The 13,961-nt window shown below is 32.5% G+C and carries 7 protein-coding genes; all 7 read right to left on the bottom strand.

Annotation, left to right across the window (positions count from 1 at the left end; all coding sequences use genetic code 11):
- Positions 1-28 precede the first annotated feature (28 nt).
- Positions 29-3,316 (bottom strand): VCBS repeat-containing protein, encoded by a 3,288-nt coding sequence (locus tag CLV91_RS02210; protein WP_121063533.1) that lies wholly within the window; start codon positions 3,314-3,316, stop codon positions 29-31.
- Positions 3,317-3,388: 72 nt separating this feature from the next.
- Complete coding sequence (locus CLV91_RS02205) at positions 3,389-4,945, bottom strand: RagB/SusD family nutrient uptake outer membrane protein (protein ID WP_121063531.1); 1,557 nt, start codon at positions 4,943-4,945, stop codon at positions 3,389-3,391.
- Between the two features lie 15 nt (positions 4,946-4,960).
- Positions 4,961-8,077: a SusC/RagA family TonB-linked outer membrane protein gene (locus CLV91_RS02200; RefSeq protein ID WP_121063529.1), complete on the bottom strand. Its 3,117-nt coding sequence runs from the start codon at positions 8,075-8,077 to the stop codon at positions 4,961-4,963.
- Between the two features lie 313 nt (positions 8,078-8,390).
- The gene (locus CLV91_RS02195) at positions 8,391-9,386 is read right to left on the bottom strand and encodes a family 43 glycosylhydrolase (protein WP_121063526.1); all 996 of its coding nucleotides are present in this window, start codon (positions 9,384-9,386) and stop codon (positions 8,391-8,393) included.
- Positions 9,387-9,396: 10 nt separating this feature from the next.
- Positions 9,397-11,076 carry an apiosidase-like domain-containing protein gene (locus CLV91_RS02190; RefSeq protein ID WP_121063524.1) on the bottom strand — a complete coding sequence of 560 codons (1,680 nt, stop codon included), beginning with the start codon at positions 11,074-11,076 and terminating at the stop codon, positions 9,397-9,399.
- A 30-nt stretch (positions 11,077-11,106) separates the two neighbouring features.
- The gene (locus CLV91_RS02185) at positions 11,107-12,369 is read right to left on the bottom strand and encodes a glycoside hydrolase family 117 protein (protein ID WP_121063523.1); all 1,263 of its coding nucleotides are present in this window, start codon (positions 12,367-12,369) and stop codon (positions 11,107-11,109) included.
- Between the two features lie 95 nt (positions 12,370-12,464).
- Positions 12,465-13,904 carry a sialate O-acetylesterase gene (locus CLV91_RS02180; RefSeq protein WP_170146686.1) on the bottom strand — a complete coding sequence of 480 codons (1,440 nt, stop codon included), beginning with the start codon at positions 13,902-13,904 and terminating at the stop codon, positions 12,465-12,467.
- Positions 13,905-13,961 lie beyond the last annotated feature (57 nt).

The following is a 13,961-nucleotide window of genomic DNA, read 5'->3' as shown; positions in this document are numbered from 1 at the left end:
TCATTTTTACTTTATTTTTTTAATACCATTAGTTATGGTTTAACAATTGTAAATTTTGATTGTTTTTTGCTATTAAAAAAGATGATTTTTCATCAGCAGCTACTTTAATAGAAGTAATATCTCTAATATCTCCGCCTAAGAATAAACCACTTTCTTCGGGTAAAACAATAGAGTAGCCTTTTGCATTTCCTATAAGAATTAATCCTATACTAGCATCATTACGGGGGGTTTCTACTTCAGATTGGTATAAATTACCTGCCAATATAACATCGGGATATTTATCTCCATTATAGTCAAAAATATGAAATTTATTTATAGAAGAAGTCTGCGCTCTATTTGGAAGTTTATGAGTTTTATAGTTGCCGTCTCCCAAATTTTCTATCCATTGGTGAGCAAAGGTTTGCGCTTGATAGTGTAAAGAGGACTCCAGCATTTTTTTTCCATATATATCATTTAAATCTGCGTTTGCGAAAGACTCAAAAGTTTCAAATCTTTTTTTTATAGCAGGCACTTGTTGCGAGGAACATTCTCTTCCTCGTAAAGGTAATTGTGTTCCGTATTTTTTATAGCTTAAAACAATATCCATACTTCCATTTTCGTCAAAATCATTTGCGAATACCTCAAAAGGGGCTTTTTTACTGGCCTTATACTTATAGTTTAGTCCAAGGTTTCCTGCAAAATAATCCATATCACCATCTGCATCAATATCTACTTTTTGTAAGCTATACCACCACCCTGTGGTGTTCGTGAAGCCTAAATCATTTGTTACTTCTTTAAAAATCTCCCCATTGTTTTTAAAGAACCTTATAGGCATCCATTCTCCGGTTATTATTAGGTCTATTTTATTGTCATTGTCAAAATCATCCCAAATAGCAGAAGTGACCATTCCTGGTTTAGAAAGTTCAGGTGCTATTTTACTTGTAATATTTGTAAATCTTGCTTCTAAATCTTTACCGCCATCATTTCTTAGAATATAACTTTCTGCAGGAAATGGATATTTTCCTGGTACAACTCTTCCTCCTATAAACAAATCTAAATCTCCGTCATTATCGTAATCTGCACTAATAACTTCCTGTCCGCTAGCGGTTATCTTGGGAAGTGTTCTTGTGCTTTTTATAAAACCAGTAGGAGTGTTTATATAAAGTCTGTCTTGGTAGTAATCTGGGCTGATAGAAGTATGGTTACCGCCATTTACAATATATAAATCTAAATCTTTATCATTGTCGGCATCAAAAAGTAATACGCCAGTATCTTCATATTGTGAATCTTGTTCCCAGGGACCAGTTTCTAATGTAAATTCTCCATTTTTATTTTGAATATACATAGCACCAGAACTCCCCTTTGCATTACCAATAAAAAAATCTTCTAATCCGTCTGAATTTACATCTCCTACTGCTGTTTTTGCTCCTAGTTGAGAATATCTGTGAGGTAATAAAGGTTCTGTTTTAAAATCATCATAAACATCTTCATTGTGTTTAAAACTTGGTGTAATTTTATTAGAAATATCTACAAAATTATTTTTCTTTTTAGCCTCAGGTATAAAAGTATTTTTTAGCGAATCATATTTTACTAGAAGAAGCTGATTTGGAGTTACATTTTCTAGAACTTGTATTTTTCCATTGGGCCAAATAACTTTAATAGTATTTTTTTCTTTAGATTCTCCTAAACCAAAATGTACAATGGGTTCAACACTGGATTGATATCCTCTTGTTAGGGTTAATTCTTGACTTTGTTTTGCCCTATTTTCATTAATAATAACCTTTGCTCCCAAAGCAAATGGATTATTTTTTGTTCCCTGAAGTTGTATTCTTAGATAATTACTAGTATTACTATTTTTATTCTCATAGATAGTTGCTGGGGTGTCTAAATTATTTATAATCAAATCTAAATCACCATCTAAATCTAGATCTGCGTAGGCAAAACCATTAGAAAACCCTGGCGTATCTAATCCCCATTCTTTACTTACGTTAGAAAAAGAAAGATTTTTATTATTAGCAAAAGCAAAGTTGCCAATAGGGGTACTAGGCATTAGTCTAAAGTCTTTATTTTTATTTTCTCCAAAGATGTTTTCAGACTTATATTTTACGTTTACATCGTTATTATTTACATCTCTTTTTACGCCGTTAGATATAAAAACATCTTTCCACCCATCATTATCAAAATCTGCAAACAAGGCTCCCCAACTCCAGTCTGTGTTAGACATGTTAGAAAATCTAGAAAGTTCACTAAAAACAGGGGTGTTATTACTAGAAATACCGTTGTTTAATTGCAAAGAATTTTGCATGTATTGGTGATTAAAACCTAAAGCAACAGATTCATAAAAAGTCTCAGGGCTCATACTAGCCATATTGGTTTTAGAGCGCTTATAATCTGATGGAGTCATATCTACCTGAAGAATATCTGCTAAACCATCATTATTAAAATCATTAACATCTAACCCCATACCAAACATAGAGGTGTGTTTTACAGTTTTTTCGGAAATTTCAGTAAATGTACCATCGCCATTATTTTGATATAAATAGTCTGGCACATTAAAATCATTACTTAAATATAAATCTTTGAAGCCATCATTATTAAAATCAGAGGCTACTAAACCTAATGTTAAGCCAAAATTTTGAACCCCAGATTTCTGGGTAATATCAGAGAATGTTCCGTCTCCGTTGTTTTTGTATAAGTGCCCAGAATCTTCATGAGCATTAAGATTCATTTTGTTTTTATAATAACGATTGCCCATGCTTACTAAAACATTTGGATAGTTAGCAACAAAAAGGTCTAAGAGACCATCATTATCATAATCAAAAAAAGTAGATTGTATAGAAATACTTTCATCAGCAATACCATATTCGGCAGCTTTTTCTGTAAAAGTATTGTCCCCATTATTAATAAACAGTTGGTTTGCTGTGGTGTTAAACTTACCAGAAACACTTAAATAAATATCAAGAAAGCCATCATTATTTACATCGGCCATTGTAGTTCCAGAATACCATCTATTATCTCCTGCAACACCGGCTCTTTCTGTAATGTCTTCAAATTGTAAATTACCTTTATTAAGATATAATTTATTAGGGGTAAGGTTGCCTGTAAAATAAATGTCGGATAATCCGTCATTATTAATATCTCCAACAGATACTCCAGCTCCAAGGTATAAATATGGAAAAGAGAAGTAGTTTAAAGTATCATTCTCTACTATATTGTTAGAGAAATTTACACCAGATTTAGTATTGTCTAGCGCTATAAATTGCTTATTTATAGTGCTTTCTTTAGTGCAAGAAAAAACTATAAATAAAATAATAAAAGGTATAATTATCTTTTTCATAGCTAAATATAAATATAATTAAAAAGGAACCGCTGTTAAACGGTTCCTATTATAATTACTAACTCTCGATTATTAGTAACCTGGATTTTGTTTAAAATTTAGGTTTCTATCTAATTCGTTTTGTGGAATAGCAATATATTCTCTTCCTTCTTGATAAGCACTTGTACCTCCACTTTCTGATTTAAATTCCGAATTATCTACAATTCTAGATTTTACTTTATCCCAACGTAACAAATCATAGTACCTTGTTTTTTCTAAACTCAATTCCTTTATTCTCTCTTCTTCTATTTCTTGCATCGTAATTGTAGTAAAAGCAGGCATGTCTACCCTTTCTCTTACCTCATTAATTGCATCTAAAGCTGATTGAGTAGACCCGTTTAACATAAATTCTGCTTCAGCGTACATTAATAAAACATCTGCATATCTCAATACTCTGAAATTGTTGCCAGAATTGTTAAAACTTGCTGCGCTAAAACCTTTATATTCCCAATCTAAGAATTTATTAGCATAAACATTTGTATCTCCACTAGGGTAAGCTTCATCCCAAGTTTTATTTTCATATGTCCTTGAAGCTAATACGTTACCTTCATAAGTAGTTGTTTCATCATTATCCCAAAACAAGGTAGTATATGCTCTAGGGTCTATCTCATTATTAATTGTTCTTTCATCTAAAAAGAGATCCAAAGCCCAATTATTTATTCTAAAACCATCTTGACCAGTAAATCCTTTTGGTGCTAAATCCATAGTGTATGCAGCAGCTTTTCTTGAGTTTGCATTATCAGCTCCCCAACCATTTATACCATCTGCTGTAAATTGAATTTCAAATAATGATTCTTTATTGTTTTCAAATTCCTCAGTAAAATTATGAGCATAATTATCCATAAGCTCATAACTGCTATTCATGATTTTCGAAAACTCAGCTTTAGCTTCCGCATATTTTCCTTGATATAAATACACTTTTCCTAACATTCCTGTTGCTGCTCCAGATGTTACTCTACCTAATTCACTATCAGGCCATGACGCAGGTAATAATTGTTGAGCTTGCTTTAAATCTGCCTCAACTTGAGCCCAAACATCTGCCGGTGGTGCTTGAAGGATTTCACTAGGCTTTTCAATTTCTGAAATAGGAGATGTAATCAAAGGAACATTTAGCCAGTTATTTAATAAGTTGAAATAATTAAATCCTCTTATGAAATAACCTTCACCTACTATATTATCTCTATCTGTTGCATTCATATCTATGTTAGGCACATGAAAAATAACTTCATTTGCTCTATTTACACCTTGAAACATTGCTCTCCAAACCCATATAGTTCCATTAGCACCTGGTGTACCACCAAAACGACCAACAGCAGTTCTTTCAGACACATTAAACCCATTTACTAAATCATCTCTATAATCACTTGTAAAAATTTCAAATCTAGTATAATACCAGATATTTGTAAATGGTGCATACGCTCCTATTATGCCTTTTTTAGCATCTTCTGGTGTTTTCCAAAAGCCCGATGGCGTAATAACATTAGGGTTCACTTGTTCTAATACATCATCAGAACAATTAATATTCACAATACCTACTATGCTTAGAAAAAACATAGTAGTAATTGATAATTTTATATTTATTTTTTTCATAATTATTTTTTTATGTTAAAACGACACCTGTAAACCAGCCTGAAATGTTCTTGGTGTTGGATAAGCGGCCTCATCAACCCCTGAGTTAAATAATCTAACAGAACCTGTACGGCTATTGTTTCCTACCTCTGGATAATATCCTGTGTAATCAGTAATAGTAAACAAGTTGGTAGCAGAAACAAATAATCTTATCTTACTAACATTTATTTTATCCAGAATTTGATTTGGAATAGAATATCCTATTTGAGCATTTGCTAAACGGAAAAAAGAACCATTTTCTAAATAAAATGTAGACATTCTTCTATTATTACCTTGGTCTAATTGTGTCATTCTAGGAATGTTAGTGTCTGTGTTTGATGGTGTCCATGCGTTTAAAGCATCCGTTAAATAGTTTCCATCTGTATCAAAAATTCCTCTATACTTAGATCCATTTAATATTTCATTTCCAGAAACTCCATTAAAAAATAGGTTTAAATCAAAGTTTTTATAATCTAAAGCTAAGTTAATTCCATATTCAAAATCAGGAGTTGGGTTCCCTATAAATGTTTGATCATTCTCATCAATCATACCATCAGGAGCACTACCATCAGGGCCCGCAATATCTTTGAATTTTAAATCACCAGCTACTTGGTTTCCTCCAGTATCATTAGCTGCAGCAGCCTCAGCATCCGTTTGGTAAATTCCATCAACGATATAACCAAAGAATGAAGAAATTGGATGACCTATATCCGTTTTTGTTGAGTTGATAGTATTTGATGTGAAAGATCCTGCAATAACTGGAGTTCCTCTAGCTCCTAATGAGGTTACTTCATTATTTAAAGTAGAAAAATTAGCCGAAACATTGAATCCCAATTCTCCAACATTACCTGAATAATTGGCTGTGAATTCAAAACCTTTATTCCTAATACTTGCTGAATTCTCTGGAATAGTATTACCAAATCCAGTGTAAAAAGCCGGGTCTAAACTTACTAATACATCTTCAGAATCTTTTATAAAATAATCTAAAGTAACTCCTAATCTACTATCTAAAAGTCTAAATTCTAATCCTACATCTGTCGTTTTTGTTGTCTCCCAAATAATATTTGCATTTACACCATTTGTAATAGCATAACCATCAACTCTTTGCTGATCCCCTGTACCAAGAACATATGTACTAAATAAGTTTAGTGATGGATCTATAGAATATATTGCTACATTATTAGAACCTATTTCCCCATAACTTCCTCTAAGTTTTATATCAGTAATTGAAGTTACATCTTCCATAAACTTTTCATTACTAATATTCCAACCTACTGCAAAAGATGGAAAGGTACCCCATTGTAATTCTTTTCTAAATAATGAAGAACCATCTCTACGAAGCGTAGCAGTTAACAAATAGCGGTCATCAAAATTGTAATTGAATCTTCCAAAATAAGACTGAAGTGAACTTGTTCTATCTTGCTGTGGTGCTTGTTCCAAGTTGCTGGCAGCAGAAGCTACTCTTACGTTTTCATCAACAAAACCTGTGGCTACTATACCTAAAGATCTTGATTTATTAATTTGCTCTGAAAAACCACCTAATAAATCAACTGTATGCTTTCCAAAAGTTTTCTTATAATTTAAAGTATGCTCTAATAATGTTGAGATAAAATTTGTATTAGTTTCTCTTAAACCTCCAGCAGTATTTTGATAATCAAAACCACCACTATTGTTTGGGATTAGTGGATACGTTGGCGTAAACTTATAATTATTGTCAGAATAATATTCTAACCCTCCATTAATTTTATAGGTAAGTCCATCAAAAAACTCATATGAAGCCGCTATATTTCCAATAGCAGTGTATCTAGTAATAGTTCTATCTTCTAAAGCTGCTTCCGCAAGTTCATGTCTGGTATTATTTGTACTTACACCGTAAAAGTTACTAAATGTATCGGTTATACCTCTAACAGCTCTATCATCTACACTCCAATTACCTTCATTATCTCTTAAACGAATAGTTGGAACCATATTCCTTTCCTTACCAAAATAAGGGTTTGGATTATTAACTGTTTTATTTAAACCAATAGTATTATCCAATTTAAACTTTCCTTTTGAGAAATTAACATTTGATCTAATTGTAGTTCTTTTAAAATCTGAATACCTAACAACACCTTCATTATCAAAATTATTCATGGAAAGACTATATCTTAAATTTTCTGAACCTCCTGACAATCTAAGACTTGTATTTATAACAGTGGCGCTACGTAATGACTCTCCGTACAAATCACTGGAGTAGTTTGGGTCAAACTGCGTATCGTTAGCAGGATATCTTGGTAACCCGTCATTATCATTCGCCATATTTACAATATCAGCATATTGCCTAGCATTCGCCCAATTTAATTCATTGATAGCTTTATTTACACCAACACTAGTTTCAAAATCGATACTAACGTTTCCGTCGCGCCCTTTTTTAGTCGTTACAATTACAACTCCGTTTGCTGCACGAGAACCATAAATTGCACTTGCGGAAGCATCTTTTAAGACAGATATAGATTCAATATCGGCAGGGTTAAGTGTATTCATATTTCCAGTAATCATACCATCTATTACATAAAGTGGTCCTGCATCTGATAGTGTTCCACTTCCTCTAATAACAATATTTGGGCTACCGTTAGGAGCACCACCACTTGATTGTACTCTAACACCAGCCATTCTTCCTTGTAAGGCATTTGCAGCACTCGTATAAGTATATTTGTCAATATCTTTACTACCTACGCTTGCTACAGCACCAGTTAAATCTGATTTCTTTTGCGAACCATAACCAACAACAACAACCTCATCAAGTTGGCTAGCATCTTCTTCTAGGGTTATTGTAAAAGTGGATTGGTTGTTAATTGCTACATCTTGGGTTACAAATCCAATATAACTTACAGATATTGTCCCATTACTTGGAGCATTAAGTGTAAAATTACCATCAAAATCTGTTTGTGTTCCATTGGTAGTTCCTTTTACCAAAACATTGGCACCTGGTAGTGGTTGCCCTGTGTTGTCATTAACCGTTCCGCTAATTGTACTATCTTGTGCAAGTCCCAATGATGAGCTTGCAATCCAAAATAGTGCAAGTAGAAAAGTGCGCGGTTGGCATTTCTTTTTAATAAACTTTACTAATTTCATAAGCATTTCGAGTTTAAGTTAGTTAAACAATTTGTATGTTGTATGACAAATATATTTTTGAAATTATTGATTTTGGGAAACAGATATTTAAAAATGGATAACAAATGGTTTCTGGTGTAATTTTTTATAGAATAAGAATATTTATAAAATTAGGCCCTGTTTCCTGTCATTATATCCATTTTATGGGTGTTAACTAAGTTTTTCTTAATTAACAAGTAGTTAAAACAAATGGTTTTTGATTAAAAAAAGTAGATTTTGTTTTTACAGAATCTTAAATTTAATTTAAGATAAAACAGTAAGTCTAGAGAAGTTTTTATTCTTTTTCTACCCATTCTAGTTTATCAACATTAACGCCATAGTTTGGCCATACAACACTGGAAATATACCACTGACTATCTTCACCTTGAAATATTTCTGGCGCATGGGCATTTAAGATTGCTATTTCTTTTTCATTATCCGATCCAAAGTCTTTTAAATCATAAGATAAATATACATGAGCATCGTGGGTATATGCTCCCATTAAACTAACTTTATCCCATTGTCCTTTTTTCCAGGAGCATACAAACAAATAGAATGCGTTATTATGAAAAATAACCGTAGGCGATTCTGGGTCAAATTCATTAGTTACTAAAATAGTTTCTGCCTTGCTCCAGTTTATTAAATCTTTAGAAGTCCTCATTCTAACACATTTTTCAGAACAATATGACATATAATACGTTCCATTATGCAGTAACAAATTTGGGTCTCTTGCTCCTTTTTCTTCCTTAAATAGTTCTCCTTTTGGAGTCCATGTATATAAGTCAGGAGAGGTAGCTAACCGTATAGGACTATGACCATAAACCATATAATATAGTTTGTCTTTTTTTAAAATATAAGGAGCATGGTTAGCTGTTATTTCTCCAGGACGTTCTTTTGGTGGGAGTATTTTTGGTAAATCGGCATAATGATCTACTGCTATAGATTCTTTAAAATTGGTTACAGAAGATATAGCATGGAAAGAAGCAAATTCGCCTTGATGAATATTACCTAACTTGGGGTCTGTATATGGGTGGGTAATTCCAAAAATATGCCATTTACCATCCTCAGCTTTTACAAAAGTATGGTCGTTAGGAATCCATCTTTCATAAAATTTACCCTCTTTAAGTTCTTTAGTATCTGGGCCAAAAAAGATATCTCCGTCTGGTTTGTAAATTTCTACAAAGTTATTAGCTTGTTTTGGAATTAGGTTTTTTTTGCGTTTTTTGTTTTGAGAACAACATATTGTAAATGAACTTATTGTAAAAAGAAATATAAGAGTTCTAGTAAGCATTTTTTTAATATTATTTGTTAGTTTTTGGGGTTATATTTTTAATTATAAGAATAGCATCCGCTTTATTTCTCCAAGGTCTATAATCCCAAAAGCCGTATTTATGTTTAAACTCTAATTTTACTTCTTTAGTAAACTCGCCAGTAATAGTATTAAACCATTTTTTAGTTGCGTTCTCATAATTAAACTCCGTGTCTAAATGTCTTTTTATATCATCACTATGTACTTCTTTAGGAAAGTATTGCATAAGAACACCTTCTTTATTATTAACTAGAGTGTATGACCTTGGATTATATTTTGTAACTGGTTTAAAATTCTCATAGTTTACTTGATTAAATAATTTCCGCATATGCTTAAAATAAGCAAAATTAGGTTTTATAAAATCGTCATTTTGCTCAAACGGATTGTGAATAATTGCATTCCATGAAGCCGCTTGCCAATAATAAGTAGTGTATACTCCTGCAAATAGGCACATATAATTTCTTCTTAAACATTCTTCTGGGCTTTCATATCCTCCAGGGAAAACAGAATAAGGAGATTTTTCATAACCCCCATGTTCAATGTTAAAAACAGGTTTGTCTGGAAAAAGTTTATAGACATTCATCATGCTTTGATGAAGTGATAGTTTCCAATCTTGTGTAGAAATAAAATCTACATCGTCTTTATGATTTTTGCAAAAACTATAAGCGTGTACAGATAATAAACGATTATATGCATCTAGTTTTCTAGTTCGTGTAATTCGCTCTTCAATGTGTTGTACTATGTTTTTATTTTGAGAAACGGCAATTTTATTTGTTGCTTCCTTAGATACATCCCAAATAATATTTGGAAATGCTTGATAACGTTTAATTATATGGTCATAGTACATGTTATCAGCTTTAGAACCTGCTTCTGGCCATGCAACGCGCTTATTCCATACGTAAATCATTAAATGACTCACTATTTCTTTATTATGCATTTCTGCAATTACCTTATCAAAATGTTTAAAAAAATCAATATTCAAGGCACTGTAGTCCGGTTCTGAATTAGAACCTAAGAATGGAAATATATCTTCTCGAGCCCCATAATCATGTTGCGGGTTTTCTTTTAGTCTTTTATCCTTAACCCAATCTAAATCTGGGTCGTAGGCATAAACGTTCATGACTACTTGGTTAAACCCGTTTTTGTTTATTAAACCTAATAGATGTTCCGTTTTAGGAATTTCTTTTTGCCCATAGTCTAATGCAAATAACCAATCGCACTCAAATGCTAGATTAAAATAGTGCGATCCGTCTTCATAATAAAAATGTCTTGGATCATTTTCTTTTTTTACAATACCACCGTGTCTTTCTTTTTTCTTGTTTTCGGTTATTGTAATCTTCCCTTTTTTACCATTAAGCTCTTTAATGCTAGATTCTAAAATATATTTTTTTTTACCGATTCTAGAGCTAGAATATCTAAATACCCATTGGTTATTGTCATTGTAAAATAAAGGAATTCTTTGTTCCTCTTGTTCCTCCTTTACAATAGCAAAAATACTTTCACTGAATGGGTTAGTTATATTTTCGTTTACGGTATACAAAATGTCATTCACTTCCCATTGAGATGAAATAATGTTTTTATTTAATTTTGAAGAATTCCAAACTGTTATTTGTGCCATACTAGATTGTATAAGTAGTATGGTAAGTAATAAAGAAAAGTTTATTTTTTTCATTTTAAGATAGGTTAGTCTTTGTTAGAAATATTACTCCATTAATTTTTTATTTTCATTATTAATCCGATTTTTTTGCTTCTTATTTAGGCCGTGTTTGTAGTGTTCCTTTGGGGAATAAAGAATGTATGATCTTTTCATTTCTTGGTCATCTACATCTAGGCTTAAATCGCAATCAAAACGAGTTAAAATTGCGTGGTTTTGTTTATAATTTCCAGCCGCATTTGTAAAATGAGATATTCCCCAAGTAATACCTCTCCCATTAGTAGTATTAGTAAAGGCATCTGGAACAAAAGGCCCTCCAGCATCTGGCATTAATTCTACAATAGAAGCAATTTCAAAATTTACCCAATCCTTTGCATATTGTATTGTATTATGTTCCATGCCATCTCGTATAGCTAATGCTGCTACTCCTTCTTTAAAAGGGAATAAGGTTGTCTCATGCCCAGAAGTCATGATAGGGTTTAAATTATGCTTTTTAAAGGGCCCTAAAGGATTGTCTGCAATAGCAAGACCATGCATGCGACTTAATTTTGGATTGCGATCAAAATCAGATTTATAGTATAAGTATATTTTTCCATTATGAACAAGAGGATAAGGATCATGAATAGAATATTGGTCCCATTCACCTTCCGCACCATTTGGAATTACAACTTTATTTGCCGCTGTCCAAGGACCATCAGGAGAGTCTGCATAAGAAACGGCAACAGGGCAATTGTCCCCACCACTTTTGCCACTAGCTTCACTAAAACCTTGATAATATAAATAATACTTTCCTTTCCATTTAAGGATATCAGTAGTTGTTACTGAGCGCCAACCAACATTTGGTTTAGGAGGTCTAGGAACAGCAACACCTTGCTCTTCCCAAGTGAAACCATCTTTAGAGGTAGCATAAAAAATATCTGCTAAATCCCAGTCCGCTGAAGGTATTTCATCTGTAGATAAATGTGCGTTTTTACCACCTACAGGAGCAGTTTTAGTATCTCTATGCGTATACCAGACATAGTATTTTCCATTTTCTAAAATAACTTTTGATGGATCACGGCGAGATATAGTGCCATCATTATTATTATAATCAAAACCTTTTAGCTCTGTATATTTAAATTGTGTGTATAACTCATTATGGTCTGGTCTTGCAGACATATATTTGTCATAATTTCTTTCCATTGCCACACTTAAGGGAATGTTAGGCTTTTCTTCAGGAATAAAAAAAGGAAAGTTACTTGTGCTTTCTTTACTGATTGTTGCTTCTTGTTTGGGTTCTTTTTTTGATTGCTCCGAACAGGAGATAATCATGCATCCAATTAAAGTAAAATAAAATGATTTTAAGTAAACGTTTTTTAGTGGCATATGTTTAAGGATATAAATAATTCTTGTTATTTTTTTGATGTTTATTTTTTAAATACTTCTTCCCAGTTTTGGGTGCTAAAGGCAGAAGCAGGTAGTCCTGCAGTATTGAACAGACTTCCTTCTACATAGCTTTTCCATGCATAGCGTACATTTTTTGGATTTATAACACTATCACTCCAGACTTCTAATTTTTTTCCTTTTTCTATGATTTTTGCTTCTGCAGAATAAAATATGCCATCTTCACCAGCAACTTCAAAATTATTTAAAGGTTTTCCTAGACTTGTAATTCCTAATGGGGCTTCTTTAAATTGCAAGACTATTTTACTGGCTTCTATTTTCATAGATTTATAAACAGGACCCGAATGAACAATACCAGTAACATTATAATCTTTTGCTAAAGCCCAATAGGCCAAGCGTTCCCCTACTTGTATCTTTTTTGGAGGATGAATTCTGGTTTTGTAACCAATATCGTTTATTACTGCCATTCCGGTATTTGGTACAGTTAACATAGTTTTTAATTGGGCTAGCTGTATTCCTACCCAACCGTCTATATTGTTTCCAAAAGGAGCTAATTGAACAAAATAAAAAGGAAAGTCTCCTTGTTTCCATTTATCTCTCCAGTTTTTAATCATTGCAGGAAATAGCCTAGAATATTGCTCGGGGTTCCATCTGTTACCTTCTCCTTGATACCATATTGTGCCTTTTATAGTAAAGGGTATTAAGGGGTTAATCATACCATTATACAGGCTCGTTGCAGTTTTTGTATTGTATTCTTTTTTTAAGTCCTTGGTAAACTCAGGAAACTCAGAGGTTATTATTTCTTTAGATGTCCAAGCTTGCGCAGGTGTGCCTCCAACATTACTTGATATTAAACCAATAGGAACATTTAAATGTTCATGAAGCATTTTACCAAATGAATAAGCAACCGCACTAAAATTTGCAGATGTTTCTGGATTAGATAGTTTCCAAGTTCCTTTACAGTTGTCTAAAGGAGTAGAGCTAACTGTATCTGGAACAGTAAAAAAGCGGATGTTAGAGTTTTTGCTTTTTAAGATTGCTTTATTGCTACCTTCAATATGTTGTCCAGGGCCTCCTTTAAGAGCCATTGCCATGTTAGATTGTCCGCCGCATAGCCAAACTTCTCCTAAAAGAATGTTTTTAAGAATTATAGTTTCAGTACCTTTTACTGTAAGTGTATAAGGACCTCCTGCTTTTTTAGTTTTTAATGTTGTTTTCCATTTTCCATTCTTGTCTGTTTTGGTATTTATCTTTGCCCCCCAACTTCCTGTAATTTCTATGGTAGTCTTAGGAGAGTCTTTTCCCCAAATTTGAACCTCAGTATTACATTGTAACACCATATGATCATTAAAAATAGGGGCAATCTTAGTTTGTGATTGGCAAAAAATCGTAAATAAGAATAAGGCTATAAATAGTAGCTTTTTTATAGGAGAAAAATTAAGTGTCACTATTGTGCGATTCATATTATTGAAGTTTATAAGTTTAATTTTTTTAATCTCATTTAAGCTGATTTCCATTCT

Origin of the sequence: Maribacter vaceletii (genome assembly GCF_003634105.1) — a bacterium.
Lineage (GTDB): Bacteria > Bacteroidota > Bacteroidia > Flavobacteriales > Flavobacteriaceae > Maribacter_B > Maribacter_B vaceletii.
The sequence above is the reverse complement of the archived record's forward strand: the minus strand, read 5'-3'. Positions and strand labels throughout refer to the sequence as shown.

Excerpts from the sequence above, each read along its gene's own strand:
- CLV91_RS02210 (WP_121063533.1), bottom strand. The coding sequence starts at position 3,316 with ATGAAAAAGATAATTATACCTTTTATTATTTTATTTATAGTTTTTTCT.
- CLV91_RS02205 (WP_121063531.1), bottom strand. The coding sequence starts at position 4,945 with ATGAAAAAAATAAATATAAAATTATCAATTACTACTATGTTTTTTCTA.
- CLV91_RS02200 (WP_121063529.1), bottom strand. The coding sequence starts at position 8,077 with ATGAAATTAGTAAAGTTTATTAAAAAGAAATGCCAACCGCGCACTTTT.
- CLV91_RS02195 (WP_121063526.1), bottom strand. The coding sequence starts at position 9,386 with ATGCTTACTAGAACTCTTATATTTCTTTTTACAATAAGTTCATTTACA.
- CLV91_RS02190 (WP_121063524.1), bottom strand. The coding sequence starts at position 11,076 with ATGAAAAAAATAAACTTTTCTTTATTACTTACCATACTACTTATACAA.
- CLV91_RS02185 (WP_121063523.1), bottom strand. The coding sequence starts at position 12,369 with ATGATTATCTCCTGTTCGGAGCAATCAAAAAAAGAACCCAAACAAGAA.
- CLV91_RS02180 (WP_170146686.1), bottom strand. The coding sequence starts at position 13,904 with ATGAATCGCACAATAGTGACACTTAATTTTTCTCCTATAAAAAAGCTA.